This is a genomic window from Halobellus sp. LT62 (genome assembly GCF_037031285.1).
GTDB lineage: Archaea > Halobacteriota > Halobacteria > Halobacteriales > Haloferacaceae > Haloquadratum > Haloquadratum salinisoli.
In genome coordinates this window covers 1,877,866-1,904,812 of the sequence record NZ_JAYEZO010000001.1, presented here as the reverse complement: position 1 = coordinate 1,904,812, position 26,947 = coordinate 1,877,866, and the positions used below count along the sequence as shown (strand labels likewise).

The following is a 26,947-nucleotide window of genomic DNA, read 5'->3' as shown; positions in this document are numbered from 1 at the left end:
AATAGCGTAAGACACCTGAACGAGTCGGACCCGGTATGGAGGTCCTATCCCGACTGCTCGCGCTGTTAGTGCTGCTGTTCGTCGGGACCGGACTGCGCTTTTCGGGCGTGCTCGACGAGTCGCGGACGCAACTGCTCAACACGGTCGCCTACTACGCCGCTCTGCCGGCGCTCATCTTCGTCTCGACGTACGATCAGGCGATCGGCGAGCTGCTCACCGGGGAGCTGTTCGTGGGGCTGTTGACGGCGGTCTTCGGGACTGTCGGCATCGCGTGGCTGATCCATCGGCGAAGCGAGGAGCGCGGTCGGCGGAGCGTCGCGATCATCCAGTCGTATCACTCCAATCTGGGCTATCTCGGATTGCCGCTGGTAGCGGCGACGTTCGATGCGCGGGTAACCGCCATCGCGAGCGTCGTCCTCGGGGTGGTGTCGCTGACGCAGGTGCCGCTCACGATACTCATCCTCACGGCGATCAACGAGGCCGACGCCTCGGTCGGCGAGGAACTGGGTCGCCTCGCGCGCAACCCGGTCCTCGCGACGCTGATCGCCGGGCTGACGATCGGTTCGCTCGGTCTCCCGGTCCCCGAACCGATCACGGCCGGGCTCGACGTTCTCGGGATGCTAGCGCTCCCGATCACGCTGCTCTGCGTCGGCGCATCGCTGCAGGTCGACCTCCCGAACGTCGACATCGGCGCGAGCGGGGCCGTCGTCGCCGCGAAGATCGTCTGTATGCCCGCGATCGGGTGGGTCTCTCTGTCGCTTCTCGGCGTCGACGCCGCGACGTTCACCGCGTCGATCGTGATGCTCGGGACGCCGACCGCCGTGTCGACGTACGTGTTCGCCTCGGAACTCGGCGGCGACGAGGAGTTCGCGTCGCTGAACGTGTTTCTGACCACACTCGCGTCGATCGCGACGCTGTTCGTGCTCATTCGCGCAGTCGGCTGAGGCACGGGACGGCGGGAGTCACCGACGGCTGCGTGCGATCCGGCCCGAGACCACGAGGTAATCGCGAGCGAAGACCGCGAGCGACGGCGCGAGGACGACGGCCGCCAGCGGCCGGATCGCGCCCAGATCGAAGAGCGGAGAGAGCGCGAGCGTAATAAACGCCATCTGGATCCCCGCGAGCGGGCGGCGAACGAGGCTGTCCGGCAGGTCGTAGACAGACTTCCCACGGCGACGGCGCAGACCCCGTCCGAATTTGAACAGATACCGTGCGACCGACAGCGAGAGGTACCAGATCGGCAGTTGACCCCACAGGACCGCGACGACGGGCGCGAGCAGAAACCCGGTCGTATCGATCGCCATATCGAGTTTCGCGCCGAGGACGGTGCGGCGGTCGAGCCGTCGAGCGAGCGCGCCGTCGACCGCGTCCAACGCACATCCGAAACCATAGAGGATCGCGGGAATCCACGCGATCTCTGCGCGCGGTGCGAGTGCGACAAAGCCCGCTACCGCGGCGAACAGCCCGCCGCGGGCGAGCGTGACGAGGTTGGGAACGCCCAACCGACGGTGCGGCGAGCGGCCGGCAGCCGACGCCTCGGGGCGGTTCAATCGGAGGTACCGGAAACAGAACCACAGCTCGTAGGCCGCGACCGCAGCGGTCGGAACAAGCCAGCGGAGCGGGACCGGTAGACCGGCAAGCACAGTCGACACGGAGAGTCCCGGCGTGGCGGGAAGCGTCGCCGCGGCGAGCGTCGGGGCGTCGACGACGAACGAGAGAGCCGCGGCTCCCGAGACCAAGAGAACGGACGCGCCCGTCGCGACGGCGACCCACTCGCGGCGGAGTCTCGTCGGGACCGACGCCGCGTCAGTCACGCTCGAACTCCGGGTCCTCGAGCGCTGCGAGACGCCGTCGGTCCGCGTCGGTCAGGCGGATCCGCGCGGCCGCGAGGTTCGCGACGACGTGGTCTGGATCGTTGCTAGCGGGGATCGGAACGACGCCGCGGTCGACGTGGAAGGCGAGCGCGATTTCGGCGGGCGAAACGCCGTGGTCGTCCGCGATTTCCCGTACTACGGATTCCTCGAGGAGCCCGGGCGCGGACAGTGGCGAATGCGCGAGCACGCGAATTCCTCTCGCGTGGCACCACTCGACCAACGCGGAGCGAGGCCGGTACGGGTGCGATTCGACCTGCACGAGGGCAGGCGGCACCCTCGCGACGTCGACGATCCGTTCCAGTTGCGACAGCGAGACGTTACAGACGCCGAGCGTCCGCGTCAGCCCCCGGTCGTGAAGCGCTTCGAGCCGACGCCACGTCGATTCCACGGAGACGTCGGCAGCGGCGGGATCGCCGTGCTCGTCGGTCGGAAACGTCAACTCCTCCTGCGCCTCGACGGGTTTGGAGGCGAGGTCCGACAGCGGTCCCTGATAGGCCCACGCCTCCGTCCAGTGGAGGAGATACGAGTCGAAGGCGTCGATCCGGAGTTCGTCGAGGCTCCCCGTACAGGCCTCGAGCACGTGTTCGTGGTTCGTGTTCCAGACCTTGCCGATCACGAACAACCCCTCTCTGTCCGGAGATCCGGGCGAATCGAGGAGCGCGCCGATCCGCGATTCGTTGCCGTACAGTTCGGCTGAGTCGAACAGGCGATAGCCCGCGTCCAGCGCCGTCGCGACCGAGTCGATCCGGTCGACGTACTCGCCGTCGCGGTACCGCGAGCACCCGAAGCCGATCGGTGGGAGCCGGATCGCGGCGTCGCGAACCTCGGGAGCGTCTGATTTGGCCGTCGTTGGACCCGTTGCGGCACCGCGATCCGGCGGGCAGACCGGCGGTGCGAAGCGATCGGAGTCGACGAGACCGCGTGTCGCCGTCGGTGCATCGTCGACCGCGACGCGAGAGCCTCTCACCGCCGCCCGCTCGACGGCGTTGCAGACGGCGACGACGTGCGCCGCTCGTCGAGCGCCGCCCGTGGGAGCGTCGCCGCGTTCGATCCTCGTGGCGAGGTTCTCGGGACCGGACAGATACCGGGTTTCGCGTCGCGGAAAGGGGTGCGGAGCCGCCACGTACGGCCGACCCGCGCCGCCGACGGAGACAGTGTCCCGTTCGGCCGCGAGCGCGCCGCTGTCGGCGAGGTACAGCGAACCGTCGTCGCCGTGGAGTTCGAGGCTGTTGAACTCGCGGCTGCGGTGGGGCGCATAGAGGCTCGCGGTGAGCCGAACCACCGGGCCAGACGCGAATTCGACCGTCGCCTCGACGTGTGCCGGGCGGGACGGGGTGCGCTCCTCACGGTCCGGCCACACGTCGAGCGCGTCGGCGGTCCTGATCGCCGCAACGGGGCCGAACCAGTCGATCAGAAGCGAGATCGGGTAGACCGCGCCGTCGTACAGCGGCCCGGCTGCGAGGAACGAATCGGGGCTGTCGTGCCACTCGGTCACTCGTCCGACGTGCGCGTGTGCGTACCCCAGTCGGATCTCTCCCAACCGGCCGTCGTCGAGGAACGTCCGGGCGTGTCGCTGTGCGTCGCAGCGGTGGTTGATCGGCGCGCAGCCGAGAGCGAGGCCGCGCTCGTCCGCGAGACCGACGAGAGCGTTCGCGCGGTCGGCTTCCAGCGTGAGCGGCTTCTCGCTGAATACGTGCCGGTCGTCAGCGAGGCACGCAGCCGTGACATCGGCGTGTGCGCCGTGGCTCGTGAGGTTCACCACGAGCGGCGCGGCCTCCGCGTCGAGCAACGCGCCGAGGTCCGTGTAGGCCGCAGCGTCGTAGGCGCTCGCGAGCCGCTCGGCCCGCTCGCAGTCGAGGTCGCAGACGGCCGCGAGAGTCAGCGGCGAATCTTCGAGCCCGGCGGCGTACTTACGCGCGACAGCGCCAGCACCGACGAAGGCACACTCCATCGGACGCCGATTCGGCGGGCGGAAGCAAAAGTGCGCTGGCGGATTCCAATACGTGGCAGAATCAAAACTGGCCCGCACCGCGGAGGCGGGAGCCGTCGCCGTTGCGGCCAACGGAGTAATCACGGCACGGACCGAACGAAGGGTATGGCACGGGTGGCCGTCGTCCACAACACGCTGGATTTCCACGGCGGCGCGGACGTCGTCTGTCTCTCCGTCTGTGAAGCGCTCCAGCGCGATCACGACGTGAGCCTGTTCACGCTCTCGGAGACGCCACCGAGCGTCCTCGCCGAGCGCTTCGATATCGATCTCGACGCGAGACGGATCGACGTCCCAAGTCCACGCGGCGGGACTGCGGTCGCGAGGGCGCTATCGACGATCGGGCCGGTAGTCGGTCCGCAGTTACCGCTCAGGAGCGTCCTTGTCAGCCGGTTCTTCGAACGCGAGGCCGACGCGTTCGACCTCGCGGTGAGCACGGCGAACGAGTTCGACCTCTCGATTCCCTCGGTGCAGTACGTCCATTACCCGCAGTTCCGACTGAACCGAATACCGGACGCGTCGGGTGCGTTGAACCCGCTGTGGAGCCGAGTCGCGGGGCCCGCCCGAAACGGGTTCGACGATGTCACGCCGCTCGCGAACTCGTCGTGGACGGCCGACGTCTTCGAGCGCGTCTACGGCGTCGAGCCGGCCGTCGTCCATCCGCCGATCGATCCGATCGAGCCACGGGCCGACTGGCGCGAGCGAGAGGGCGGCGTCGTCGTCGCTGGCCGCATCGCACCCGACAAACGGGTACTCGACGCCGTCGAGGTCGTCGACGGCGTCCGGCGACGCGGCCACGACGTTCACCTCCACGTCGTCGGCACGGCTCCGCGGTCGTACCGCAGGTACGTCGAACGGGTCGAAAGCGCGGCCGACGAACGCCCGTACGTCACCGTCGAACGCGACGTCTCCAGAACGCGGCTCGACGAGTTGCTCGGGACGCACAGGTACGGGCTGAATCTCAAACCCAGAGAGCACTTCGGGATGTCCGTCGCGGAGTACGTCGCAAGCGGGATGATCGCGTTCGCCCCCGACAGCGGAGGACAGCGGGAGGTCCTCGACGAACGCGAGGATCGACTGTTCGGATCGGTCGACGAGGCAATCGAGATACTCAGCGCGGCGATCGAACGGGATCGACCCCCCGAACAGTCGTCTGCTCGGTTCGGCCGGGCACGGTTCCGCGAGGAGATCTGCGAACACGTCGATCGGGCCCTACATTAAAGATCTATCACGTTGTTTGTGAACATATGGCAACACAAACGGCCGAAGGCCTCTCCCTACACACGGAATCGTTGGCGGGCATTCACTGGGTCGGGATCGTACTGGCAGTAATTAGCGGCGTCATCCACCTCGCGCTCGGAGTGAGCTTCATCGCGAGCCCGCTCGGGTGGGCGTTCCTCGTCGCCGGCGTCGGGTTCCTCGGCGGGGCGATCGCCGTATTAGTCGACTACCGGCGGTCGCTGATGTATCTGCTCGGGATTCCCTTTACCGCCGGGCAGATCGTCGCGTGGTACGTCGTCAACGCGCCCGACTTTTCGCCGCTCGGGTTCGCGGACAAAGCCGTGCAGCTGCTACTGATCGTCGTGTTGATCGTCCTGTATCGCCGCGGTGACGCGCCGACACGGGCGTAAGTAGAAGCGCTATTCGATGTGGCCTTCTTCGCGGAGCTGCTCGGCGTCCTGCTCGGAGTAGCGCCACTCGATGTTGGCCTTCTCGTCCTGCCAGTCCCACGGTTCGACGAGGACGACATCGCCCTCGTTGATCCACGTCCGGTACTTCATCCGGCCGGGGATCCGGCCCATTCGATTTTTGCCGTCTGCACATCGTACGCGAACGTGATTGCCACCGTTGTGCTCGGTGACGACCGCGAACAGCTCCTCTCCGTGGGGCATCCGTAGGTTTCGACGCCCTGATTCTTCAGTCACAGCGGTACTACGTCGGCGGGACGGATAAATGGCCGGTTCCTGTCGCTGAGAGTGGTAGCAGGCGACATAGGCCCGACACATTTGAGTATCGGTTCGTGTCAGGATCAGGAGTGAGATCTCAGTTCTCTTTTATGTCAGCCGGTTACGATGTACAGTATTAATTTTGATAAGTAGGACAATAATATTATACGTAATATCAGTCAAGTGGCTCTCAGAGACAATACGATGAACATCAAGCAACTTTTCACGGAAGAACGCGCGGTCAGTCCCGTTATCGGCGTGATTCTAATGGTGGCAATCACCGTCATTCTCGCCGCGGTCATCGGCGCGTTCGTGCTGAATCTCGGGCAGGGCATCGGGCAGTCCGCACCGCAGGCGACGTTCGAGATCAACACGACGAACTTAGAGGATACCGATAATGCGACGATTACCCACATGGCTGGCGATTCCATTCCGGAATCGAATCTGTACGTGAACGGTGATATATACCAAACCGGTGAGTCAGTTACCGCGCTCGAACGGTCTATAAGCGGAGACAGTGTGAGTTCTGGTGACAACTTCGAGGTCGAAGCTAACTCGAATGACGGCGGCACCATCCGCGTCACCTGGGAGGCCGAGGACGGCAGCAGTTCAGCGACACTTCGGTCCTTCGAGTACGAGAATTCGTAACTTCGCAGGTCCGGTTTTCCGTTCGCGGTCGGTGACGCAATCAGTGCTCGACGGAGGCGGGATTCATCACTCGACGCGTTCGAATTGATAGCTCAGGACCTCGGCGCTGTCGTCCCACTCGAAGTCCCCGGGATGGACCCGTTTCATCCGCGCTTTGTACGCTTCGAGCGACTCCGAGCCCTCTCTTCGGGCGTCGGCGTCAGTGAAGTCCCCGAGTGTCCGGCGGTCGACGCTCGTCACCTCGAACGAAGCGCCCTCGATCTCGAACGTATCGCCCACGGTCGCGTACCGATTGCCCGCGCCACGGGTCAACTGCGTGATGTCACCGTTCAGGACGGACTGCTGCACGCGATCGTTGGGCAGGAGTCGGTCTGTATCGATCTCACTCATACCGTCGCCTAGGGCCCTTGGGGACAAAGTTCCATCTGTCCTCCGACCGGTGGATCGGCTTCCCATCGAACCGCCTCACACGCCCCTGAGAAACTGCGTGGCACCGACCGTTTCTGCGACGATCCACGCGAGAAACACCGCGTACGAGACGAGCAGGAGCGACGATTCGAGGTCGGTGATGACGAGATCAGTCCGAAGGAGGGTGAACAGAAGCACGGTCGCGAGCGTGAGAACGCCGAACATCGGCGTGGCCGCGGCGAAGTCGACGGGCATCGTGCCCGCGATCAACACGCCGACGGGAATCGCGACCAACAGATCGAACGTGTTCGATCCGAAGACGTTCGAGAGGCTCGTGACGTCGTTTCCGGAGGCAGCCGAGCGGACGCTTACCAGCAGATCCGGGAGGCTCGTCGCGGCCGCGACGACCGTCACGCCCGCGAGAAATTCCGGGACGCCGAAGGTTTGACCGAGCGAATCGACGCTCCCGACGAGCTGTTCGACCGCGACGAGAATGACGAGGAGCCCGCCGCCGAGTCGCAGCCACTCGCGGCGGACGGCGATTCCGGCCGGCGCGTCGAGCGCGTCGTAATCGCTGACGTCCTGCCACTGGATGAAGAGATACAGGGCGTACAAGAGCAGCGGAAGCGTCGCTAACGGGCGTGTCAGCCGTCCGGTCAGCGGCGATCCACCCGGATCCGGCGTGTAGATGACCGCCAACGCGAACGTGATGACGAGCACCGCGACCGCGAGCATATAGAACTGCGCTTCCTTGTACACGACGGTCCGATTGGTCTGTAAGTGACCGTCGCTGAAGAGCCCGGAAAGCGCGGGGATGACGAGGATGTTGAAGATCGCGGAGCCGACGATCGCCCCGATACCCATACTGAACGTGCCGGAGAGCGCGGTGACGACGACACTCGCGAGTTCGGGGAAACTGGACCCGATGGCGACGACGATCGATCCTTGCACGACCGCCGGAAGGCCGTAATACGCCGAGAGGTGCTCGGCCGATTCTTCGAGCCACCCGCTTCCGAGCCAGATGAAGCCAGTCGCGACGGCGACGAGGAGTAGGTGGACGGCGGGAGAGAACGCGGGACCTCCGAGAGACATTCTACTGCGAAAGAACAGTCGCATCGGTCTAAAAGTCGGGGGGTCTATCGACGAACCGGAGGTCTCCGTGAGGAAACTCCTCGTCGAGGGGGAGAGGTAGGGCCGCGTTACAACTCCTCGTACGGTTGCACGACGACGAATCCCTCCGATCCCTCGAAGTTCATCTGATACCGTTCGCCGGACTCCTGACCGATCATATCCGAGAGGCTGCGGTTCACTTGAACGTTCGGTGAGGTGCCGCTCCACGCCACCGTCGCACTCGGGTCGGTCGCGACTGGCGGCTCCAACACGAGGGGGTCGCCGTGGGTCGTGAGCGCGACGTATCCCGGACCTTCGAGGAAGACGTTCGTGAATCCGCCCGCGAACGAACCAGCGAGGCTATCGATCGTACTGATCTCATAGGAAACATCGTCCTCGAACGCGAGGACGTCCTCGCCGTTGACAGTGATCGAATCGTCGGAAGCGAGTTCGAGCACTTGGACCTTCTTTTGGTGGTCAGCGAAGTACACGTGACCGCTTCCTTCGACGGTCATCACCGGCGTTCCCTCACCGGTGGCGGCTTCCTTCAAGAAGCCCTTGATTCCACCTTCCGCGGAAGCGCGGCCGGTGAACGAGAGGTCACCGGAGTAGGCGATCATCGATCCGGCTTTCGCCATCACGGATCCGTCGACGGCGACGTCGAGGGTATAACTATTCTCGAGTTGGAACGATTCGTCCGAGTCAGCGGGGGCGTGTGCGGATTTGAATTGCTCGACGTTCATTCAATCACAGAGTCAGGGCGACTCCGATGAAGCGACGAGAGGGATAACCAAGAAATTATGCCCCACGTTTCAGTCGATCGGTGTCTGGCTGAATTCGATATGAATTCGATGCTGCATTCAGTACAGCCCGTAGGTACACCTTACCGGTGCATTCAGCCACTCAGGCGTGTGATTACAGGTGTTCTGGAATTTTGTTACCGAGTTTTGTTCATTGTATGTGTTCATTGGGTTCATTGATTCAATTCATTCATACACACAACTAATGAACGAACACAACTAATTTTATTCAGAGTTTGTTGTTGTGGTGTGCATTCAAGTAAACTCATAATTGAATGGATTGATTAAGAGTATTCGAGAAGTACGCTGGGGAACATTCAAGATGAAGCCAGACAATACCCACGGTAATGCTTGCGTACTCGACATACAGTGAGGCAGGTGGCGTGGGTAAAACCACGACGGCGGCGAATCTCGCCGTCGCACACGCACGAGCGGGGCTTAACCCACTCGTTGTTCCACTGGACCCACAGGACGGCGACCTCTCACGACTGTTCGGTGTGGACGATCAGCGGACCGAACCCGTCGACAACATTGTCAGGCATATGATTCGACGCCCGAAGGGCGAGTTCGACGCGCTCGTGCGCACGGTGGAGGGGGTCGACATCATCCCAGAGCACAATATGCTCTCGGATCTCGCGGAGTATCTGCAACGCGAGAAAGAGCAGTCAGAGGCGATGGGAGAGGCGTTCGGCGTACACGCGCAATTGCTTCGAGTGCTCAGAGAGGCAGGCGTCCCGAAGACCTACGACGTGCTGATTTGTGATCCGCCCGCAACGGAGGGTCCGCACCTCTATAACGCGATTAACGCGACGCGGTCCCTCGTTATCCCTGTCGAGCCGAGTGCGAAGGGACAAGCCGCCGTAGAAGGATTAGAGGAGCTCGTCGGGGGATTCGAAGAGCAACTCGATGTCGAGGTCGGCGTCCTCGCAGCGATTCCGATGGGATTCAAAAACACCCGCGATCAGCGCTCGATCCTCGATGGGATCGACTACCCGGTCCCGGAGATCGTCGGTGAACGGGCCTCGCTGATGGAGGGGTGCTGGATGCAGCAGTGCTCGGCGTTCGAGTACGTCCGGGAACACCGCGAGCGGAGACGAGACTACGAGATTGACACCTTAGCGCAGTTCGACCGACTCGCGAGACATCTCGAACGTGAAGTCGGCCTAGAGGCACCGAATCCCCCAGAGCCCGGTGATGTGGACCACGAGGTGATGACTGTATGACCGGAATGAAACAGGGCGCAGGTGAGAATCCCTTCGCCGAAGACGCGGACAGCGACGACGACCCGAATATGGACGCAGATGTCGACAGCGAAAGCCCGGACCCGGAAAGCGAACAGTCGACTGAGACGGAACGGGAACCGATGCGGATCCCCTACAAATACCGGCGTGACGGGGTTCAGGAGGGTCGAAACCGCGTTCCGCTCTTTCTCCAGCCCGAAACGAAGACCGCAGAGCGGGAGACACTCCGCGACTTAGAAGACCACTTCGGCGACAGCGTCTCGCTCACGGATCTACGGGAGGCGCTCGTGTTGGTCGGCCTCGAACACGCCGACGAAGTCGAAGCACAACTGGAGGAGTGGGGCTACGGAATGACGTTCGAGTGAGTCGAGCGGGGTCTGTTTTCGAGATAAACCGTTTTATGATATACGAACGCGGAAGTCGGGGCCGCCAGCGACAAGCGGAGCCGGCGGGCACGTCGAGAGCGGAGAGCCTTCCGCGGGCGTTTCGACTGGGTCCACGACGAGTACACGCTTCAGTAAACAGGCTACTGACGAGATTTCGTCCGGTAATATCGAACGAAGGGCGAGATATTTGTCCGTCGCGATCGACCGTCGAGTCGGAGTCGGCGACCGGAGAGCGTCGGTCGATACCGTGTCCGTCGAACAGCCCGAGTGACAGATCGGCGGCAGTAACCAATTTGACACGGGGAATCACAGGCGTACTGTTGTTATGTGATCTATCGACGTTCACAGCGGTACCGTGACTCGGGATCAGGTGTGGAATCGGATTCGGGTACTGGCGGATGGTGACCGACAGAAGACAACGACTCCACGTTCGAGGGGGGAAACAGGATACGTCCGATTATAACGGACGTACTTCGAACGGTGATGCCGAAAGCCAGACAGCTACCCTCGGACGGTAGCAACTCGACAAAACTTACCCAGATGACGGAAGAGCCGAACGGCGAAGCAGGAAGGGAACCAATCTGTGAGACACCAAAAATGAGACGCCGAAAAATCCGCCGTCAACGCTAGCTGTCGTCCGCTTCGAGTTTGTATCGCTCGATCTTGCCACTCGGGTTCCGTGGGAGTTCGTCGATGAAGCGGTACTCGCGCGGTCGTTTGTAGTCGGCCAGTTCGTCACTGTCGCGACACCACTGATCGAGTTCTTCGGCCGTGACGTCCCCGCTTCGTTCGACGAAGGCGACGACGATCGATCCCCACTCGTCGTCGGCGTGGCCGACGACACCGACGTCCGAAACAGCGGGATGGGTGAGAAGCACGTCCTCGACTTCGGTTGGGTGGATGTTCTCGCCGCCGCTGATGATCATATCATCGACGCGACCGGTGATGACGATTCGGTTTTCCTCCGTCAGGCGAGCCGCGTCGCCGGTGTAAAACCAACCATCGCGAATGGCTTCAGCGGTCGCCTCGGGTTTGTTCCAGTATCCCTCGAACGACACCGACGAGTCGGTGTTGACGATGAGTTCTCCTTGCTCGCCGGGGGCGACGCGATCATCCGGACTGTCGGCGTTGACCTCGACGACTCGGGTTTCGATGCCGACGTTCGCGGGACCGGTGACGGTCGGATCGTCGATCTCGTGGAGGTCGAGGTACGCGAGCGTGCCGTAGACCTCGGTGGTCCCGTAGAGGTTCGCGATGTGTTCGGGCTCGAACGTCTCGATAGTCCGATCGAAGATCGACTGACTCATCGGCGCGCCGGAGTATCCGATCGCCCGGACCGAAGAGAGGTCGGTGTCCTCGATCGCCTCGCTGTCGAGCATATTCGCAAAGATCGTCGGGGCTTCGTGGAGTGCGGTGACTCGGTGCTCCTCGATGGCACGCACGGCGATTTCCGGATCGAATTGCGACATACAGAGATACGTCCCGCTCATCGAGAGCAGACCGCAGAGGATGCCGTGAAGGCCGACGGTGTGATACAGCGGCATCACGCCGATCAGCGTCTCTTCGAGGTAGTATCGCTGTCCGAGCGAGTTGATGATCCACCGATCGACGGTCGCCTCGTGATCGATCGGGATTCCCTTCGGATCGCCGGTCGTCCCCGAACTGTACAGCATCACGCTCGGGTCGTCGTGGCCGATCGAAACGTCCGGTCGCTCGGGTGCGGAATCGCTGAACGACTCGAACGATTCGGCGAATTCGGGCGTTTCGTCGCCGACATACACCGAGTCGACGTCGATCTCGTCGGCGATACGTTCGACCGAGTCCCGGGAAATCGAATCGAAGAAGAACAGTTCGGGGTCGGAATCGGCGAGATGGTATCGGACGCCGCCAGCGGCGACGCGGAAGTTGAACGGCACGGCGACGACGCCGGCCAACTGCGTCCCGATGAAAGTGACGACGTGTTCGGGGTGATTCGCCATACAGATCGCGACTCTGTCACCGGGTTCGATTCCCCGTTCGTGCAGTTCGTTAGCGACCGCGTACGCCTGTGTCTGCAATTCGGCGTACGTCAGCGTTTCGTCGCCGTTGAGATGGACGATCGCGGGGCGCTCGGGCGTTCTCGCGACCGATTGTTCGAACAATTGTGGGAACAGCATACAGCGTCATACATTCGCACATATCATAATAATTTTTCCTGTTGCGGAGGTCAGACGGAAGCGGTCTGACGGCGAAGGTCAGTGGCGAAGCGGTCGCGGTCAGTAAAACCGATAGTTGACGCTGATCTCTTCTGCCGCCGCCCGGACGTCTTGAATCAGATCCCGACGGTAGTCGTCCTGCTGGAGTCGCCCGGTGGGACAGGCCACGGAGACGCTGCCCAGAAGTTCCCCGTCTTCGATCACCGGACACGCGACGAAGCCGATTCCGACGACCTGCTCTTCGTGGTCGATAGCGTACCCCCGCTCGCGGATTTCGTCGAGGTCGCGGCGGAGGTCGTCGGGATCGGTGACCGTGTGCTCTGTGACCCGCTCCAGTTCGTCGACAGCGAGGATTTCATCGATTCGGGCCTCCGGAAGGTGCGCGAGAAGCACTTTCCCGGCCGCGTGCGTGTGAATCGGCGTCCGGAATCCGGGATAGGTGCCGGTTTGGACGGAGGTGATATCTCCTTCCTCGTGGAGCATCACCCACTCGTCGGACTCCACCATACCGAGTTGCGCCAGTTCACCCGATTGCTTCGAGAGCTTGCCCAAAACGATGTCCGAGGAGTGAAAGAACCGGTTTCGGTACTTGAGGCGGCTCCCCCGCTGTAAGAATCGATAGCCGATCCGGTACGTCCCATCCTCCCTGACGACAAAGCCCGTCGATTCGAGAGAGACGAGGTAGTCGTGGGCGGTGCTACGGTTGACGTCCATCAGCGCCGCGATCTTCGCGGGGCCGGCTTCCCGCTCGCGTTCTAGCAGGTCGAGCACCTCGAACGCCCGCGAAACCGTCTGGAGTGGGACCATATCGGAACTCACGGACACGAGTACACCCCCCACGAATATGAAACGGACGGGTCGAACAATCACGGTGAGAGCGGTATTTGGAGAAAATTTTAAATAATATAGTAGGAAATGGACGAGCAGGCACCACTATGACAGAGAGCCTCGAAGACGTCCTGCAGCAGTACGACAACCCGCTCGATCTCGTCCGCCGCATCGGCTCGCACGCCGATTCGGGACATCTCCGCCTGTTCACCGACCTCCCACCGGAGTTCACCAACTGGCGCGAAGAGCAGTCTGCGTGGGCAGAAAGCGTCGCGCTCGCCGACCTCTCGCACCACATGACCGACCTCCACGTGGAGGGTCCCGACGCGTTGCAGCTGTTCGCCGACCTCGGCATCAACGACTTCTCGAACTTCGAGCCCGGACAGGCCAAGCAGTTCGCCGCGACGAGCCCCGACGGCTACCTCATCGGCGACGGCATCCTCTTTCACCTCGGCGAGAACGAGTTCAACCTCGTCGGCTACGGGCCGATCAACTGGGTGCAGTTCCACCTCGAAACGGGCGATTACGACGCGGTCGCAGAGCGCGATGAGCACGGCGGCGTCCGCGAGGGCCCGCCGAAGACGTTCCGATTCCAAGTACAGGGTCCCGACGCGCTCGATCTCATCAAGGAGGTTGTCGACGAACCGCTTCCGGAGGTCCCCTTCTTCAACTTCCGTCCCGTCTCCATCGCGGGCCACGAGATCAACGCGCTGCGCCACGGAATGTTGAACGAACCGGGATTCGAGTTCTTCGGCCCGTGGGACGTCCAAGAAGACGTCCGCGAGGCGATCGTCGAGACCGGACGGGAGTACGACATCCGTCAGATCGGCGGGATGGCCTATCCGACGAACGTGATCACCGCGGCGTGGATGTCGATCCCGCTGCCCGCGATCTACCACGACGACGAGACGCTCAGAGAGTACCGCGAGTGGCTCGACGCCGACAGCTTCGAGGGCGCGCTCGCCATCGGCGGCAGCCTCGACTCCGACGACATCACCGATCACTACCTGACGCCCGTCGAAGCCGGTCACGAGCGATTCATCGACTTCGATCACGATTTCGTCGGCAAGGAAGCGCTCCGGGAGGAGGTCGAAAACAAAGAGCGTACCCGCGTCACCCTCGTCTGGGATCAGGAGGCCACAGAGGAGCTGTACGGCGGCGCGCTGTTCGACGACGACACCAACTACCGGTTCACGGAGCTACCGATCGCCGACTGGGCGCTGACGCAGAGCGATACGGTCCTGAAGGACGGCGAACTCGTCGGCGTCGCGAACAACACCCGCTATCTCTACTTCGAGAAGCGGATGTTCTCGCTGTGCAGCATCGACGCCGAGTTCGCCGAGCCCGGTACCGAGGTCTCGATCCTCTGGGGCGAGCCCGAGTCCGGGAATCCGCGCGTCGAGGCGCACGAACAGACCGAAGTCAAAGCGACCGTCGCGCCAGCGCCGTACTTCGAGGACAAGCGGAAGACGGCGAACTACAACGTGAACTAACGCGCCGTTCGAAGAACCTGCCATCACGAAGGCCGTCTTCGATCTGAGAGCGCCACGTTCGGCGCGGTTCCGCGCCGTACTGTCGTCTGCAAATAACAGCGTTCGCGTAACAGTAAAATTTATAACGGTCTTTGTTTAATGGACACCGTGTCGATGAGTAACAGACGACAGTTTATCACGACGGTCGGTGCTGGAACCGTCACCGCCGTCGCCGGATGCCTCGGAGCCGGTGGCGAGGGAGACGACGGGAACGGGAATGGGGGCGATTCGGGCGGTGACACCGGCGGGGGCACGACGACCGGAAGCGCCACCGACGAGAGCAGCGAACCCATCACGATCGCGGCGACGGTGTCGCGCTCGGGATCGTTCTCTTCGGCCGGCGAGGACGTCGAGACCGCCTACCGCTTGGGCGAGCAGATGATCAACGACAGCGGCGGCCTCCTCGGTCGCGACGTGGAAGTGATTATCAGAGACGACGAGAGCGACGCCCAAAAGGTTCGCGAGGGGTTGCAAGCGATCATCTCGAACAACGATGTCGATATGATCTGGGGGACGTTCGGGAGCCTGTTGGTCGCGTCGGCAGCGGCCGTCGCCGAGCGCGAGGAGCTCCCGATGCTAAGCGCGAATTTCGCGTTTATGGAACCCCACCTGAACAACAACTACGAGTGGACGTTCGCGCCGTTCCCCAAGAGTCGAGATATGGCGAACGGGGCGGTGAAACTCGCGAACTTGGCCCCCGAGGACAACCGACCCGTGAACGTCGGGATCTGGCAGACCAACACCGGTTGGGGCGCAGAGCTCGGACGGGTCTGGTCGGAAGCGCTCGAAGACAACGGCCACGAGGTCGTGCTCAACGAGAAATTCCAGATCGGATCCTCGGATTTCTCCACACTCATCTCACAAAGCAAGAGCGCGAACGTGGAGTACCTGCTCAGTAACCCAGCGCCCGGCGGGGGAATCACGGCCGTCAAGCAGATGCAGGAAGCGGATTTCCTCCCGAAACTCGCCACGATCGAACGGGCCGCGACCATCACCTCTTGGTTGGACGCGACGGGCACCGCCGGCCTGTACACGCAATCGACGCCGGGATGGGTGCCGGGAATGGTCGACAACGGCAACGAGGAGATGTTGGAAGCCTTCCGCGCCCAAGACGGCGTGGCGTCGGACGCGTACCCCGCGCCGACTGTCGGGGGATCGTACAACGTCGCGCAGACGGCGAAACAGGCGGTCGAAGCGGCGGGAACGGTCGATCCCGACACGGTGCGGGAAACGCTTCTCAACACCGAGTTCAGGACGGTTCTCGGTGAATTCAACTTCGACGAGAACGGGATGCCCGTCGAGGGTGACCTCGCTCCGCCGATGGGGCAGTGGCAGGACGGCCTCCTCCGCCTCGTGATCCCGTCCGACGTGGACAGCGAGGCGTCGACAGATCTGGTGTACCCCGCACCAGCGTACGACGACCGCTGACCGCGGAGTGAAATATTTTCGAGTCGATCCAGAAATTATACTATATCCGGTAATTTAATATTTCCAAACTACCACAGACAATTATGCAAGATATACGAGCGTTCAAACGCGCGGCGAAGCGGTACGGAGACCGGACGGCACTCATCACCGAGCGCGGAGAGACTCGGACGTACGCGGCGCTCGATCGACGGACGGACGCACTCGCTCGCGCGCTGGACGAACGAATCGGTGACGATCGGACGGCGGCGCTACTCAATAACGGCCCTGCGGCCGTGGAAACGATGCTCGCCGCGCAGAAACGCGGGAGCGCCAACGCGCAATTGAGTTTCCGCGGGGCGGCGGGCGAGCTTCGCGAGATGATTCGGACCGCCGAGGCAGCGGCGCTGATCTACGACGAGGCGAACGCCGAGATGGCGTCAGCGGTGCTCGCAGAGATGGATCTCGAGGCCGCGCTGTACGTCGGAGAGGGTGATCCGCGTGCGGCGGATGCCGAGCGATACGACGCGGTCGTCTCGGACGCCGAGCCTGACTATCCGGTGACTCGAGAACCGACAGCCGAGACCGGAATTCTCTACACGAGCGGGACGACGAGCAAGCCGAAAGCGGTGTTACAGGACCAGCGTCGCGTCTGGCTGGGTGCGTCGCAGGTAGTGATGGAACACGGTCTCGGCCCCGACGACGTCGCACTGGTGACGACCCCGTGGTATCACGACGTCACGACGGTCGCGTGGATCTATCCCCACCTCCAAGTGGGCGCGACGCTCGTTCTCCAACCGACGTTCGAGCCGCCGGAGACGATGTCGCTCCTCGAAGAGCACGGAGTGACCGGGCTCCTCGCGGTCCCGGCGCAACTCGAAGCGCTCCTGAACGTCGACGCGGAAGGTTCCTACGACCTTTCGACGCTCTCGTACGTCCGAACAGGTGGCGCTGTCGTCTCATCGTCGCTCGTCGAACGGGTCCGGGATCGATTGACAGACGGCGTCTACAACACGTACGGGCTGACGGAGGGAATCTCGAACCTCACGCACGCCTACCCAGAGGAGCAACTCGAGAACCCGGGGACCGTGGGGAACGCGTCGTTCAACTGGGAGCTCCGCGTCGTCGAAGCAGCCGAGCCCGACGAAGAGCCGGATCCAGAGGCCGTCGTCGACCACGGCGAGAGCGGAGAGCTGATCGGGAACGGACCGTTCGTCGACGGGTATCTCGATAGCCCGAAAGCCGAAGAGCGACTGTTCGTGGGCGAAGAGTGGCTACGCACGATGGACATCGCGCACGTCGACGCGGACGGCGGTTTGCACATCGTCGACCGGGTGGACAATATGATCGTCAGCGGGGGCGAGAACGTCTATCCGCAGGAAGTCCAATTGGCCGTGGAGGACCACCCCGCCGTCAGGGAAGCCGCGGTCGTCGGCCTCCCGGACGATCAGTGGGGCGAACGGATCGCCGCGGTGGTCGTCGCCGAGGACGTGACCGAGGACGCGCTGGACGAACACTGCAGACAACACGAGGACCTCGCGGACTTCAAACGGCCGCGGTCGTACGTGCTGACCGCGGAGGAACTGCCCCGATCCGACACCGGAAACCTCCTCCGAGACGAGATCCGACAGACGTACTTCGAGTGACCCTTCCGGAGGCGTGCGCCGGCCAGTCGCCGGGGAACCTGCGTTGCCGGATCGAATACCCGAACAAATCCATCTCCGTAGCAGTGAACTATTTGATAAAAATTATTTCTGCTAATATGATAAGTTATGCGCGCAACGGGGGAGTTCGCGGAATCACGTCCGCCGAACTCTCACTGAGATTCTTCCGAATCCTCTGATTCCCCCGGTTCCTCGAATTCCTCCGATTCCTCGAACTCCGCTGATTCCGTAGGGGAGTCGGTATCAGCAACGCCGCTCCCTCCAGCTGTATCGTCAGCGGCCACGTCGCGCGCGGACGCGACCCATCCGTCGATGTTCTCTGCGACGTACTCCTGTCCACCGAGCCCGACGGCGAGGCCGATACCGATCGCGAGTGCAATCGCCAACGCACCGAAGAAGGCCGCAACGAACGCGGTGAAGAGGTTCGTGAGGACGAGAATCTCGAACCCGATCGTCGCCACCGCGATGGTGATCGTGATGTAGTAGATGAGAACTTTGACGATAAGGCTCGCGACGTGGACCGTCCGTCCCTCGCCCATCTCGCTCACGAGTCGGCCGACGCGCTCGGCGACCCAAATCCCCACGAGCAGGACCAACAGTCCGCCGACCAGCGCGGGGAGGTATCCGGCGAACGTGTCGAGGAGCGTCGAGAGCGCGTCGATCGCGAGAATGTCGGCAACGGCCAAGAGAGTCAACAGGTAGATGTAGTACGTCACGAGCAGTCCGATGATCCGCCCGAACTCTCCCTCGGAGTCGCTGAGACGCTCCAGCGGTGTTTCGCGCAGGTATCGGCCTACGTCGAAGCCACCGACGATGTCGGCGACGAGGTCACCGATGACGCGTCCGACGATGAATCCGATAACGAGCACGACGAGCGCGCCCAAGATGACGGGGAGGAACGCGGCCAACTCGGAGAGAAGCTGCGTCAGCTGCGGGATGTCCAGTACGTCCGCCGCCGCGAGAATCGCGACGAAGTAGACGTAGTAGGAGACGACTTTCCCGAGCGCGCGGGCGACGCCGTCTTCCTCTCCCACGGTTTCCATCGCTGTTCCTTCGGTGTACCGATCGACACCGATTCGACGGATGATTCGCGTGACGAGTCCGCCGAGCAACCGACCGATGACGTACCCGACGATGAGAATAATGAGCGCGGCGATGACGGTCGGGAGATAGCTGACCGCGCTCGCGAGCGCTTCGTTGATCGCTCCACCGATCTGCAACGTGAAAACTGTGTTCTGGCTGAACATTACGACAGTGTTGCCCGGAGACCCACATTGTTACTCAGCGGATATCTGACTATCCTACCGGTATGAGAGGGTTATCAGGAAAAATTCGAAGAAAACGCGCGAGACAGCGCCCGCGGAACGGGTACGGATACCGCGGCGCGCGGATCCTCGCTCTCCTCGGAGAAATTCTCACCCTTCGACAGGTGAGATCGGTCCGTCCGCGGCGGTCAGACGGTCGGAGGTACGCAGTTCATTCGAGATCGAAGCGATCGAGCGTCATCACGTCGTGCCACGCGTCCACGAAGTCCTGTACGAACGCCTCTTCTGCGTCGTCACTCGCATAGACTTCCGCGAGGGCTCGAAGTCGGGCGTTCGACCCGAAGATGAGATCCGCGCGGGTTCCCTTCCACTTGAGTTCGCCCGTGTCGCGGTCGTAGCCCTCGAACGTCTCGTCGTCCTCCGAGACCGGCTCCCACTCAGTTTCGACGTCGAGCAGGTTCACGAAGAAGTCGTTGTTCAGCGTTTCCGGCTCGTGGGTGAAGACGCCGAGGTCGGTACCCCGGTAGGTCGCGCCCAGCGAGCGCATCCCACCGACTAGCACCGTCATCTCCTCGGCGGTCAGGTTCAGCAGGTCCGCTCGATCAACCAGAATATCTTCCGTCGACCGCTCGGCCCCGTCGCCGCGGTAGTTTCGGAAGCCGTCCGCCTCCGGTTCGAGCACCTCGAACGACTCCTCGTCGGTCTGCTCCGGCGTGGCGTCGGTGCGCCCCGGCTCGAACGGGACTTCCACGTCGTATCCGGCGTCCGCCGCCGCCTGCTCGACGGCCGCGTTGCCGCCCAGTACGAGCAAGTCCGCCAGCGAGACGCGGACGTCGTCGGTTCGCGAGCCGTTGAACTCCGCTTGGATTCCCTCGTAGGTCTCCAGTACGGTGTCGAGCGCCTCGGGCTCGTTAACCTCCCAGCTCCGCTGCGGTTCGAGGCGGATGCGAGCCCCGTTCGCGCCGCCGCGCTTGTCGCTGTCGCGGTACGTCGACGCCGCCGCCCAAGCGGTCTTGACAAGCTGCGAGACCGACAGATCCGACTCGAGTATCTCCGTTTTGAGCTCGGCAGTTTCCCCCTCGCCGATCAGGTCGTAGTCGGCGTCGGGGAGCGGGTCCTGCCAGAGCATCTCCTCGTCGGGGACCTCCGGACCAAGGAACCGCTCCGGCGGGCCCATATCGCGGTGGATCAGTTTGTACCACGCCTTCGCGAACGCCTCTTGGAACGTCCGGGGGTCCTCTTGGAAGCGCTCTAAGATCTCTCGGTACTCCGGGTCGCGCTTCAGGGCGACGTCCGTCGTGAGCATCATCGGGGTCTGCTTCTCCGACGGGTCGTGGGCGTCCGGTACGGCGTCTTCGAGTTCCTCGTCGACCGGCCGCCACTGCCACGCACCGCCGGGGCCCTTGTGGGCCTCCCACTCATAGTCGAGCAGGTTGTCGAGATAGCCCATATCCCACTTGATCGGGGCCTGCGTCCACGGACCCTCGATACCGCTGGTGATCGTGTCGGGCCCCTTACCGGAGCCGTGTTCGCTCTCCCAGCCGAGACCCTGTTTCTCGATGGGGGCCGCTTCGGGCTCGGGACCGAGGTTGTCCCCGCTGTCGGCACCGTGGACCTTCCCGAACGTGTGGCCGCCGGCGATAAGCGCCGCCGTCTCCTCGTCGTTCATCGCCATCTTGCCGAAGGACTCTCGGATGTTCCTCGCGGAGCCTTCGAGATCGGGCTCGCCGTTCGGACCCTCCGGATTCACGTAGATGAGGCCCATCACGGTGTTGCCGAGCTGTCCCTTGAGGTTGCCGTCCTCGTCGAAGCGCTCCGGGGAGCTCACCTCCCATTCGTCCTCGGGGCCCCAGTCGACGGCCTTGTCGGGCTCGAAGGCGTCCTCGCGGCCGCCGGCGAAGCCGAAGGTCTCGAAGCCCATCGATTCCAGAGCGACGTTTCCGGTCAAGACCAGCAGGTCCCCCCACGAGAGCTTGCGGCCGTACTTCTGCTTGACGGGCCAGAGCAGTCGTCGTGCCTTATCGAGGTTTACGTTGTCGGGCCAACTGCTGAGGGGCGGGAATCGCTGTCGGCCGCCCGATGCGCCGCCGCGGCCGTCGGTAGTGCGGTACGTGCCCGCACTGTGCCACGCCATCCGAATGAAGAGCGGCCCGTAGTGACCGTAATCGGCCGGCCACCAGTCCTGTGACGTCGTCATCACCTCTTCGATGTCAGCTTTCACCTCATCGAGATCGAGCGATTCGAACTCCTCCGCGTAGTCGAAGGACGCTTCCCGCGGATCGGCGTCGCGAGCGTTTTGATCGAGAACATCCAGTTTCAACTGATTCGGCCACCAGTTACGGTCGGACCCATTCATCGGTTGGAAATTGTTGCGTTGGCATATTAATATTGTCCAATTCGATAAGGAAATCTTCGCGGTTGCCCAAGCGTTCTATCGAGTTCGGGAATATTTCACAGCGATAGCCGGGCTCGCGGTACGCAATACAGTCCCCCGCATCCTCGTCGAAATGAGATACCTCCGCTAAGATTAGATGGATCTAAACTTTCGATTAGATAGACAAAGTTAATATGTCGGAGTCATCCATGTCCGGTATGAAAGAGATGCGAACGACAGAGAATCGATCGAGGCTCTCCCGTCGCCGAGCGCTACTGGCCGGGTCGGGCGTCCTCGCCGCCGCGTTGGCCGGTTGCACGGGTGCGGGAGGCCAACAGGCGAATCGAACGACAGCGTCGAGTTTCGAGGACGACGAAGACGCTCCGGTAGTGGTAGCGTCGTTCTTCAGCTTCTACGATTTCGCTCGGAACGTCGCCCGCGACACGCCGATCGACGTTCGGAACCTCGTCCCGACCGGACTCCACGGACACGGGTGGGAGCCGAACGCGCAGATCACGCGCGAAATCATCGAGGCGGACGCGTTCATCCACGTCGGGGAGAATTTTCAACCGTGGGCGGACCGAGCGATCACGACGATCAAAGCCGACGGCGTCGAGACGGAGCTGATCAACGCGCGGGCGGGAATCGAGTTGGTCGACCTCGCAGCCAGTCTCGACCCCGAAGAGGAGGGAGTCGGCGAGAATCGGGGGAGGGATCCACACTTCTGGCTCGATCCCCAGCGGGCGAAGCAGTCGGTTCGGACGATCACCGACGGTCTCGTCGATATCGCGCCGGAGCACGAAGAGACGCTCCGAGAGAACGCGGAGACATACCAGCGCGAGGTGCTCGATCGGATCGACGCCGACTACCGGTCGATCTTCGACGCCGCCGACCGCGACGTCGTGCAGTTGGCCGCGCACAACGCCTTCCAGTACATCGGCGTCGCCTACGGGATCCAGATGCGACCCTTGGTGACTAATTTGGCCGCCAGCGACGACATCAAGCCCTCCGATATCACCGACGCGAAGGAGACGATCGACGAGTACGGGATCAGGTACATCGGGGCGGCGGTCTTCGAGACGCGGCGTCCGGCAGAGCAACTGATCCGGGAGACGGCCGTCGAGGCGTACTTCCCCGTCACTCCGTACGCGGGCGTCCGCGAGGACTGGGTCGAATCGGGATGGGGCTACGAGGAGATCGCCTACAATATCAATATGCCGACCTTCGAGGTAGTGCTCGGCAACAAACCGCCCGAGGAGGCCGGTCCCGACGGGTGGGCCGAGAAGTGGAGGAACTTCGAATGAGTGCAGATCAAGGCGGGACGACGGCCGAGAGTGAATCCACGGAATCGGTCGTCGACCTCGTCGACGTCGAGTTCGGATACACCGCCACGCCGGTCGTCGAAGACGTCTCGCTCCGGATCGACCCGGGTGAGTACGTCGCCGTCGTGGGGCCGAACGGTTCCGGCAAATCCACGCTGATGAAGTTGCTCCTAGGACTTCTCCGCCCCGACCACGGCGTCGCTCGGCTGTTCGGGCGACCGGCCCACCAGTTCACCGACGGTGCCCGAATCGGCTACGTGGCTCAGCACGCCAGCGCGTCGAAGGACATGCCGATCACCGTCCGCGAGGTCGTGAAGATGGGACGGTTCCCGCACGTCGGGTTCGGTCGGCTCTCGTCCGGAGACTGGGATATCGTCGAGGAAGCGATCCGAACGGTCGGAATGAGCGCGTTCGCCGACCGGCGCGTGACCGCGCTCTCCGGGGGACAGAGACAGCGCGCGTTCATCGCCCGCGCGCTCGCCAGCGAGGCCGAACTCCTCGTACTCGACGAGCCGACCGTCGGCGTCGATGCCGAATCAGTCGCCGCGTTCTACGACCTGCTCGAAGCACTGCACGCGAAGGGAATCACGATCGTTCTCATCGAGCACGATCTGAGCTCTGTGACAGCGCACGCCGAGCGGGTCGTTTGTCTGAATCGACGGATCTACTTCGACGGGCCAACGGCGGAGTTCGACGCCGGCGACGCGCTGGCCCGCGCGTTCGACGCGACGACCTCGGAGCGTGAGTCGGCGTGATCGACGCCGCGTTCGTCCCGTTACAGCAGGGGGCGCTCGACCTCCTCCTCGCGCCGCTGTTCTGGATTCTCGAAGCGTGGTATTGGCTGTTAGTGCAGGTGTATCACCTGACCGGGCTGGAGATTCTCGACCCCGACTACCGATTCATGTACAGGGCGCTACTGGTCGGACTCTGTATCGGTGTCGTCGCCCCGCTCATCGGGACGTTCCTCGTGCACCGACAGCTCGCACTCATCGGGGACGCGCTCGCACACACCGCGTTCGCCGGGGTCGCGGTCGGACTGTTTCTCAACGCAGTCCTCGACCTCGGGATCTCCCCGTATCTGACCGCCGTCGTCGTCGCGGTCATCGCCGCATTGGCGATCGAACTCATCTCGGAGGTGACCGACGCGTACAACGACGTGTCGATGGCGATCGTGCTCTCGACGGGGTTCGCGCTCGGGTCGACACTGATCAGTATCAACGCTGGAGGGCTCTCCGTGGGGATCGATCAGTACCTCTTCGGGAACCTCTCGACGGTGTCCCCGACGAACGCGGTGATCCTCCTCGCGCTGTTCGTCGCGATCGTCCTCACGGTCGCCGTCACGCGAAATCAGTTGCTCTACGTCACGTTCGATGAGACCGCGGCGGCGGTCTCTGGACTCTCCGTGAACTGGTACAACAGAATAATGGTGATGCTCACCGCCTTGGTCGTCGTCGGCGCGATGCAGATTATGGGCGTCATCCTCGTCGCCGCGATGCTCGTCGTCCCGGTCGCCGGCGCGTCACAGATCTCGCGGAGTTTCGCGGAGTCGATATACATCTCTATCGTACTCGCAGAACTCGCCGTGCTGATCGGTATCGGCGTCGCCTACTACTGGGGCGCAACCGGCGGTCCGATAATCGTGTTAGTCGCCGTCGCGATATACGGTGGCTCGATTATTCTGGGCCGGGTGCAGGACGCGGTCACGCAAGACGCGACACCGACGACGAAACAGATCGATACCGCGCGAGCGACGACGAACGACGGCCGCGAGTGAGTGCTGCGGAAGGTCGACCGGAGTTGTCGTTTTATCAGAAGTTCGGGTGGGAGTGCGATTGCGATCGAGGGTGCGTTGTATACAGTGAGCCATACAAACGAGGTTCCGAGCGAGGTCAGACCCCGCCACGCGAGACGGATCGTACCCCTCCGAACGGGGTAGAGTTCACGAGACTGATCGGCGTTCCGGTGCGGATTCCCGCCGTGGAACGACTGATTCGTTCGCGATAACGTATCGATGTGCGCCGGATATAGTATTGTGCGATAGTCCCAAAAGCGTTATTAGGTGCAAGCGGATACGGACTCGTGAGTAGAATAGTATGAAACACACACAATCATACAATTCGGAGGGAGAGTCGCGATGGTGGATATAGGGGCGCTGCTCGGGGCGTCGGGAGAAGGGACAATGCAAGCGCTCACGCTCGTCGGTGCCGTCCTCGTGGAGGCGATAATCCTCTACGTGGGTTACGGTGCGGTGACTCGAACGCTCGAACCGACCGTTCGCAGGGCACTCAGTAGCGAATAACCATCAATGCTAGAGATATTCGGAATCGGCGTCGCGACGCTGCTGCTGTTCGTCGGGTTCGGCTTACTCATCGGCGTCCTGTTCGGATTTTTCGGAATGGGAGGATCGTTCCTCGTCACGCCCGCGCTCTTAGTGATGGGGTATCCGTCGAGAGTCGCCGTCGGGAGCGGCCTCGCGTTCGTCTTCGGGACGTCGGTCATCGCGACGCTGAGGCATCGCGACCTCGGACAGGTCGATTACAAACTCGGCGTGTTGATGATCGCCGGGACCACGCTCGGAATCGAGGTCGGCAAGGAAATCGTGCTCCACCTCGAATCGCTGGGGCTGGCGAGCAACATCATCAGCGTCACGTACGTCGTGCTACTCGGCGGCATCGGCGTGTTCGTCACCTACGAGGCGCTCACCGGTGACGGTGATGGCGGTATCGACCACGACGCCGAGGGAGAGGCCGACGCCGACGACATCCCGGCCACCGCGAAGAAGCTACAATCGTACCGCGTCCCCCCGATGATCAGCCTCCGCGGCGGCGTCAGCGTGTCACTGTGGATGATTCTCGGCGTCGCGTTCGCGACGGGGCTGCTCTCGGGATTCCTCGGCGTCGGCGGTGGCTTCATTCGAATGCCCGCGCTGTTCTATCTGATCGGCGTGCCGGTACCGATCGCCGTCGGGACCGACCTCTTCGAGATCGTCTTTTCGGGGGGAATCGGAAGCTTCCTGTACGCGATGGACGGTGGCGTCGATCTCTCGGTCGTCCTGCCGCTTCTGGCGGGCAGCGCGCTCGGCGCTCGCGTCGGATCGGCCGCGACGAGCATCGTCGACGAGAGCGAGATCAAGGTGTACTTCGGCCTGATGCTGCTCGGCGGATCGGTCGCCGTCGCAGTTCGCGAGGTCGGCGGGTACCTCGATGTCCCGGTGTTGAATACGGTCAGTCTCGTACTCATACTCGGATCGGCGCTCCTCGTGAGCGGGATGGTCGTCTACAGCAGTATCGTCGAAATCCGCAACAGATCGGGGAGTCGATCATCGACGGCGGACTGATCGACGACAGGTGAAAACGGCCTGCGACGGGCGAACGAGCGGCGGAGATCGAAAATCGAGAGACGGGAGTCCACAATTGTACGAATCCCACACAAGCCTTTTAATCACACGGTCCCAACGTTCAGATATCAGATGCCAGATTCGATGTCCGAACAGTTGAAACAGGATATGGAATGTGAGGGGCTGTTGGAGTGCTTCCACGGCCTCAAGCAACTCGATAGGCAGTGCTTTCAGGTGCTCGTAAACGCCGGAGAGCCGCTGACCGTCGACGAGGTCGCAGAGACCGTCGAACGCGAGCGCTCGACGGCCTACCGGTCGATTCAGCGGCTGCTGCAGTCGGGGTTCATCCAGAAAGAACAGGTCAACTACGAACAGGGCGGATACTACCACGTGTACTCGCCGACGGACCCCGAAAAGATCTCCGACAGTATGCAGCGAATGCTCAACGACTGGTACGCGAAGATGGGACAGCTCATCCAAGAGTTCGAGGACAAATACCAGCAGCCGGAAGCGGACGCGGAAGTCGCGGTCAACGGGTAAGCCGCTTCCCGGTCGGCTCAGTCGGCGCTCTCATCTCTACCACGAGCGAAAAATCGAATCTGTGCGGTCGGCGTCGCGATCAGTGG

The 26,947-nt window shown here is 62.7% G+C and carries 25 protein-coding genes; 15 read left to right on the top strand and 10 right to left on the bottom strand.

All coding sequences use genetic code 11. The features are described from left to right. Nucleotides 1–35: 35 nt before the first annotated feature. Nucleotides 36–944, top strand: coding sequence for an AEC family transporter (locus tag U5919_RS09090; RefSeq protein WP_336023766.1), 909 nt, complete (start codon nucleotides 36–38; stop codon nucleotides 942–944). Nucleotides 945–962: 18 nt separating this feature from the next. On the opposite strand, the gene U5919_RS09085 is transcribed toward U5919_RS09090, so the two are convergent. Both U5919_RS09085 and U5919_RS09080 read right to left on the bottom strand, forming a co-directional pair. After that, on the bottom strand, nucleotides 963–1,814 hold the full coding sequence (locus tag U5919_RS09085) for a CDP-alcohol phosphatidyltransferase family protein (protein ID WP_336023764.1): 852 nt from the start codon (nucleotides 1,812–1,814) through the stop codon (nucleotides 963–965). Beyond that, nucleotides 1,807–3,825, bottom strand: coding sequence for an aldo/keto reductase (locus U5919_RS09080; RefSeq protein WP_336023763.1), 2,019 nt, complete (start codon nucleotides 3,823–3,825; stop codon nucleotides 1,807–1,809). The genes U5919_RS09085 and U5919_RS09080 overlap by 8 nt, the downstream gene beginning before the upstream one ends. A 144-nt stretch (nucleotides 3,826–3,969) precedes the next feature. Here U5919_RS09080 and U5919_RS09075 point away from each other — a divergent pair, with 144 nt between their 5' ends. Further along, nucleotides 3,970–5,082, top strand: coding sequence for a glycosyltransferase family 4 protein (locus tag U5919_RS09075; RefSeq protein WP_336023761.1), 1,113 nt, complete (start codon nucleotides 3,970–3,972; stop codon nucleotides 5,080–5,082). 26 nt (nucleotides 5,083–5,108) lie between these two features. Further along, the gene (locus tag U5919_RS09070; protein ID WP_336023758.1) at nucleotides 5,109–5,492 is read left to right on the top strand and encodes a DUF7475 family protein; all 384 of its coding nucleotides are present in this window, start codon (nucleotides 5,109–5,111) and stop codon (nucleotides 5,490–5,492) included. Nucleotides 5,493–5,501: 9 nt separating this feature from the next. Here the strand turns inward: U5919_RS09070 and eif1A are convergent, their stop codons facing one another. Continuing rightward, the gene (gene eif1A, locus U5919_RS09065) at nucleotides 5,502–5,786 is read right to left on the bottom strand and encodes a translation initiation factor eIF-1A (RefSeq protein WP_081927266.1); all 285 of its coding nucleotides are present in this window, start codon (nucleotides 5,784–5,786) and stop codon (nucleotides 5,502–5,504) included. 204 nt (nucleotides 5,787–5,990) lie between these two features. On the opposite strand from eif1A, the gene U5919_RS09060 reads away from it, so the two are divergent. Beyond that, nucleotides 5,991–6,455: a type IV pilin domain-containing protein gene (locus U5919_RS09060; RefSeq protein WP_336023756.1), complete on the top strand. Its 465-nt coding sequence runs from the start codon at nucleotides 5,991–5,993 to the stop codon at nucleotides 6,453–6,455. Nucleotides 6,456–6,521: 66 nt separating this feature from the next. Here the strand turns inward: U5919_RS09060 and U5919_RS09055 are convergent, their stop codons facing one another. From U5919_RS09055 to U5919_RS09045, 3 genes are all read right to left on the bottom strand, one after another. After that, the gene (locus U5919_RS09055; protein ID WP_336023755.1) at nucleotides 6,522–6,845 is read right to left on the bottom strand and encodes an ASCH domain-containing protein; all 324 of its coding nucleotides are present in this window, start codon (nucleotides 6,843–6,845) and stop codon (nucleotides 6,522–6,524) included. Between the two features lie 75 nt (nucleotides 6,846–6,920). Continuing rightward, nucleotides 6,921–7,955: a sodium:calcium antiporter gene (locus U5919_RS09050; RefSeq protein ID WP_336023754.1), complete on the bottom strand. Its 1,035-nt coding sequence runs from the start codon at nucleotides 7,953–7,955 to the stop codon at nucleotides 6,921–6,923. Between the two features lie 107 nt (nucleotides 7,956–8,062). Next, nucleotides 8,063–8,716 carry an AIM24 family protein gene (locus U5919_RS09045; RefSeq protein ID WP_336023752.1) on the bottom strand — a complete coding sequence of 218 codons (654 nt, stop codon included), beginning with the start codon at nucleotides 8,714–8,716 and terminating at the stop codon, nucleotides 8,063–8,065. 404 nt (nucleotides 8,717–9,120) lie between these two features. Between U5919_RS09045 and U5919_RS09040 the strand changes: the two genes are divergently transcribed. Beyond that, nucleotides 9,121–9,996, top strand: a complete 876-nt coding sequence (locus U5919_RS09040; RefSeq protein WP_336023750.1) for a ParA family protein — start codon at nucleotides 9,121–9,123, stop codon at nucleotides 9,994–9,996. Then, nucleotides 9,993–10,379, top strand: a complete 387-nt coding sequence (locus U5919_RS09035) for a DUF7970 domain-containing protein (RefSeq protein ID WP_336023748.1) — start codon at nucleotides 9,993–9,995, stop codon at nucleotides 10,377–10,379. The genes U5919_RS09040 and U5919_RS09035 overlap by 4 nt, the downstream gene beginning before the upstream one ends. 647 nt (nucleotides 10,380–11,026) lie before the next feature. Here the strand turns inward: U5919_RS09035 and U5919_RS09030 are convergent. Together U5919_RS09030 and U5919_RS09025 are read right to left on the bottom strand one after the other, a co-directional pair. Further along, on the bottom strand, nucleotides 11,027–12,556 hold the full coding sequence (locus U5919_RS09030) for a class I adenylate-forming enzyme family protein (protein WP_336023747.1): 1,530 nt from the start codon (nucleotides 12,554–12,556) through the stop codon (nucleotides 11,027–11,029). A 99-nt stretch (nucleotides 12,557–12,655) separates the two neighbouring features. After that, nucleotides 12,656–13,402: an IclR family transcriptional regulator gene (locus U5919_RS09025; protein WP_336023746.1), complete on the bottom strand. Its 747-nt coding sequence runs from the start codon at nucleotides 13,400–13,402 to the stop codon at nucleotides 12,656–12,658. A gap of 128 nt (nucleotides 13,403–13,530) precedes the next feature. Between U5919_RS09025 and U5919_RS09020 the strand changes: the two genes are divergently transcribed. The 3 genes from U5919_RS09020 (at nucleotide 13,531) to U5919_RS09010 (ending at nucleotide 18,005) form a co-directional block, all read left to right on the top strand. Then, the gene (locus tag U5919_RS09020) at nucleotides 13,531–14,916 is read left to right on the top strand and encodes a hypothetical protein (RefSeq protein WP_336023745.1); all 1,386 of its coding nucleotides are present in this window, start codon (nucleotides 13,531–13,533) and stop codon (nucleotides 14,914–14,916) included. A gap of 153 nt (nucleotides 14,917–15,069) precedes the next feature. After that, on the top strand, nucleotides 15,070–16,383 hold the full coding sequence (locus tag U5919_RS09015; protein WP_336023743.1) for an amino acid ABC transporter substrate-binding protein: 1,314 nt from the start codon (nucleotides 15,070–15,072) through the stop codon (nucleotides 16,381–16,383). Between the two features lie 83 nt (nucleotides 16,384–16,466). Continuing rightward, entirely contained in the window at nucleotides 16,467–18,005 is a 1,539-nt protein-coding gene (locus U5919_RS09010; RefSeq protein ID WP_336023742.1) for a class I adenylate-forming enzyme family protein, read from the top strand. A gap of 170 nt (nucleotides 18,006–18,175) precedes the next feature. On the opposite strand, the gene U5919_RS09005 is transcribed toward U5919_RS09010, so the two are convergent. Beyond that, nucleotides 18,176–19,270, bottom strand: a complete 1,095-nt coding sequence (locus U5919_RS09005) for a mechanosensitive ion channel family protein (protein ID WP_336023741.1) — start codon at nucleotides 19,268–19,270, stop codon at nucleotides 18,176–18,178. 229 nt (nucleotides 19,271–19,499) lie between these two features. Further along, nucleotides 19,500–21,644, bottom strand: coding sequence for a catalase/peroxidase HPI (gene katG / locus U5919_RS09000; protein WP_336023739.1), 2,145 nt, complete (start codon nucleotides 21,642–21,644; stop codon nucleotides 19,500–19,502). Nucleotides 21,645–21,889: 245 nt separating this feature from the next. Between katG and U5919_RS08995 the strand changes: the two genes are divergently transcribed. The 6 genes from U5919_RS08995 (at nucleotide 21,890) to U5919_RS08970 (ending at nucleotide 26,861) form a co-directional block, all read left to right on the top strand. After that, the gene (locus U5919_RS08995; protein WP_336023896.1) at nucleotides 21,890–22,966 is read left to right on the top strand and encodes a metal ABC transporter substrate-binding protein; all 1,077 of its coding nucleotides are present in this window, start codon (nucleotides 21,890–21,892) and stop codon (nucleotides 22,964–22,966) included. Continuing rightward, the gene (locus tag U5919_RS08990) at nucleotides 22,963–23,739 is read left to right on the top strand and encodes a metal ABC transporter ATP-binding protein (protein ID WP_336023737.1); all 777 of its coding nucleotides are present in this window, start codon (nucleotides 22,963–22,965) and stop codon (nucleotides 23,737–23,739) included. Before U5919_RS08995 ends, U5919_RS08990 begins: the two co-directional genes overlap by 4 nt. After that, entirely contained in the window at nucleotides 23,736–24,758 is a 1,023-nt protein-coding gene (locus U5919_RS08985) for a metal ABC transporter permease (RefSeq protein WP_336023735.1), read from the top strand. The genes U5919_RS08990 and U5919_RS08985 overlap by 4 nt, the downstream gene beginning before the upstream one ends. A 360-nt stretch (nucleotides 24,759–25,118) precedes the next feature. Further along, nucleotides 25,119–25,283, top strand: a complete 165-nt coding sequence (locus tag U5919_RS08980; protein ID WP_336023901.1) for a DUF7512 family protein — start codon at nucleotides 25,119–25,121, stop codon at nucleotides 25,281–25,283. A 6-nt stretch (nucleotides 25,284–25,289) separates the two neighbouring features. Next, nucleotides 25,290–26,321, top strand: a complete 1,032-nt coding sequence (locus tag U5919_RS08975) for a sulfite exporter TauE/SafE family protein (protein WP_336023734.1) — start codon at nucleotides 25,290–25,292, stop codon at nucleotides 26,319–26,321. A 132-nt stretch (nucleotides 26,322–26,453) separates the two neighbouring features. Then, complete coding sequence (locus tag U5919_RS08970; protein WP_336023733.1) at nucleotides 26,454–26,861, top strand: helix-turn-helix domain-containing protein; 408 nt, start codon at nucleotides 26,454–26,456, stop codon at nucleotides 26,859–26,861. Nucleotides 26,862–26,947: the final 86 nt, after the last annotated feature.

Excerpts from the sequence above, each read along its gene's own strand:
- U5919_RS08995 (WP_336023896.1), top strand. The coding sequence starts at position 21,890 with ATGCGAACGACAGAGAATCGATCGAGGCTCTCCCGTCGCCGAGCGCTA.
- U5919_RS09090 (WP_336023766.1), top strand. The coding sequence starts at position 36 with ATGGAGGTCCTATCCCGACTGCTCGCGCTGTTAGTGCTGCTGTTCGTC.
- U5919_RS09040 (WP_336023750.1), top strand. The coding sequence starts at position 9,121 with ATGCTTGCGTACTCGACATACAGTGAGGCAGGTGGCGTGGGTAAAACC.
- U5919_RS09055 (WP_336023755.1), bottom strand. The coding sequence starts at position 6,845 with ATGAGTGAGATCGATACAGACCGACTCCTGCCCAACGATCGCGTGCAG.
- katG (WP_336023739.1), bottom strand. The coding sequence starts at position 21,644 with ATGAATGGGTCCGACCGTAACTGGTGGCCGAATCAGTTGAAACTGGAT.
- U5919_RS09080 (WP_336023763.1), bottom strand. The coding sequence starts at position 3,825 with ATGGAGTGTGCCTTCGTCGGTGCTGGCGCTGTCGCGCGTAAGTACGCC.
- U5919_RS09075 (WP_336023761.1), top strand. The coding sequence starts at position 3,970 with ATGGCACGGGTGGCCGTCGTCCACAACACGCTGGATTTCCACGGCGGC.
- U5919_RS09005 (WP_336023741.1), bottom strand. The coding sequence starts at position 19,270 with ATGTTCAGCCAGAACACAGTTTTCACGTTGCAGATCGGTGGAGCGATC.
- U5919_RS09070 (WP_336023758.1), top strand. The coding sequence starts at position 5,109 with ATGGCAACACAAACGGCCGAAGGCCTCTCCCTACACACGGAATCGTTG.
- U5919_RS09045 (WP_336023752.1), bottom strand. The coding sequence starts at position 8,716 with ATGAACGTCGAGCAATTCAAATCCGCACACGCCCCCGCTGACTCGGAC.
- U5919_RS09025 (WP_336023746.1), bottom strand. The coding sequence starts at position 13,402 with ATGGTCCCACTCCAGACGGTTTCGCGGGCGTTCGAGGTGCTCGACCTG.
- U5919_RS08980 (WP_336023901.1), top strand. The coding sequence starts at position 25,119 with ATGGTGGATATAGGGGCGCTGCTCGGGGCGTCGGGAGAAGGGACAATG.
- U5919_RS08970 (WP_336023733.1), top strand. The coding sequence starts at position 26,454 with ATGCCAGATTCGATGTCCGAACAGTTGAAACAGGATATGGAATGTGAG.
- U5919_RS09035 (WP_336023748.1), top strand. The coding sequence starts at position 9,993 with ATGACCGGAATGAAACAGGGCGCAGGTGAGAATCCCTTCGCCGAAGAC.
- U5919_RS08990 (WP_336023737.1), top strand. The coding sequence starts at position 22,963 with ATGAGTGCAGATCAAGGCGGGACGACGGCCGAGAGTGAATCCACGGAA.
- U5919_RS09030 (WP_336023747.1), bottom strand. The coding sequence starts at position 12,556 with ATGCTGTTCCCACAATTGTTCGAACAATCGGTCGCGAGAACGCCCGAG.
- U5919_RS09050 (WP_336023754.1), bottom strand. The coding sequence starts at position 7,955 with ATGTCTCTCGGAGGTCCCGCGTTCTCTCCCGCCGTCCACCTACTCCTC.
- U5919_RS09015 (WP_336023743.1), top strand. The coding sequence starts at position 15,070 with ATGAGTAACAGACGACAGTTTATCACGACGGTCGGTGCTGGAACCGTC.
- U5919_RS08975 (WP_336023734.1), top strand. The coding sequence starts at position 25,290 with ATGCTAGAGATATTCGGAATCGGCGTCGCGACGCTGCTGCTGTTCGTC.
- U5919_RS09010 (WP_336023742.1), top strand. The coding sequence starts at position 16,467 with ATGCAAGATATACGAGCGTTCAAACGCGCGGCGAAGCGGTACGGAGAC.
- U5919_RS09020 (WP_336023745.1), top strand. The coding sequence starts at position 13,531 with ATGACAGAGAGCCTCGAAGACGTCCTGCAGCAGTACGACAACCCGCTC.